General features: G+C 69.8%; 1 pseudogene. It reads left to right on the top strand.

Annotated elements, in window-relative coordinates:
- Positions 1 to 1,109: pseudogene (locus JK361_RS40585) on the top strand (alpha-1,4-glucan--maltose-1-phosphate maltosyltransferase); the annotation flags it as partial.

Below are 1,109 nucleotides of genomic sequence, written 5' to 3'. Positions count from 1 at the left end.
GGTGGAGGAGGTGCTGGCCCGGTTTCCGTTGCGGGAGCTGGTGACCGCCTCGGACGCGATGCCGCTGCTGGTGGAGCGCGAACGGGCCCTGTACGGCTCGTGGTACGAGTTCTTCCCGCGCTCGGAGGGCACCGCCGAGCGGCCGCACGGCACGTTCCGCACCGCCGCCCGCCGGCTGGAGCCGATCGCCGCGATGGGCTTCGACGTCGTCTACCTGCCCCCGATCCACCCGATCGGCACCACCTTCCGCAAGGGCCGCAACAACACCCTCACCGCCGGCCCGGACGACGTCGGCGTGCCCTGGGCGATCGGCTCGCCCGAGGGCGGCCACGACGCCGTCCACCCCGGCCTCGGCACGATCGAGGACTTCGACTTCTTCGTCGCCGAGGCGGGGAAGCTGGGCCTGGAGATCGCCCTGGACTTCGCGTTGCAGTGCTCCCCGGACCACCCCTGGGTGCAGAAGCACCCGGAGTGGTTCCACCACCGCCCCGACGGCACGATCGCGTACGCGGAGAACCCGCCGAAGAAGTACCAGGACATCTATCCCGTCGCCTTCGACGCGGACATGGACGGCCTGGTGGCCGAGACCGTGCGGGTGCTGCGGCACTGGATGGGCCACGGGGTGCGGATCTTCCGGGTCGACAACCCGCACACCAAGCCGGTCGTGTTCTGGGAGCGGGTCATCGCCGAGGTCAACCACAGGGACCCGGACGTGATCTTCCTGGCGGAGGCGTTCACCCGCCCGGCGATGATGCACACGCTCGCGCAGATCGGTTTCCAGCAGTCGTACACGTACTTCACCTGGCGCAACAGCAAGCAGGAGCTGACCGAGTACCTGACCGAGCTGTCGGGTGAGGCCGCGGCCTGGATGCGGCCGAACCTCTTCGCCAACACCCCCGACATCCTGCACGCCTACCTCCAGCACGGCGGACGCCCCGCCTTCGAGGTCCGCGCCGTCCTCGCCGCCACCCTCTCGCCCACGTGGGGCATCTACTCCGGCTACGAGCTGTGTGAGAACACCCCGCTGCGGCACGGCGGCGAGGAGTACCTCGACTCGGAGAAATACCAGCTCAGGCCCCGCGACTGGGAAGCAGCCGAACGCGAGGGCC

The sequence above is a fragment of the Streptomyces musisoli genome (assembly GCF_016741855.1).
In the GTDB taxonomy this organism is placed as follows: domain Bacteria; phylum Actinomycetota; class Actinomycetes; order Streptomycetales; family Streptomycetaceae; genus Streptomyces; species Streptomyces musisoli.
The sequence above is the reverse complement of the archived record's forward strand: the minus strand, read 5'-3'. Positions and strand labels throughout refer to the sequence as shown.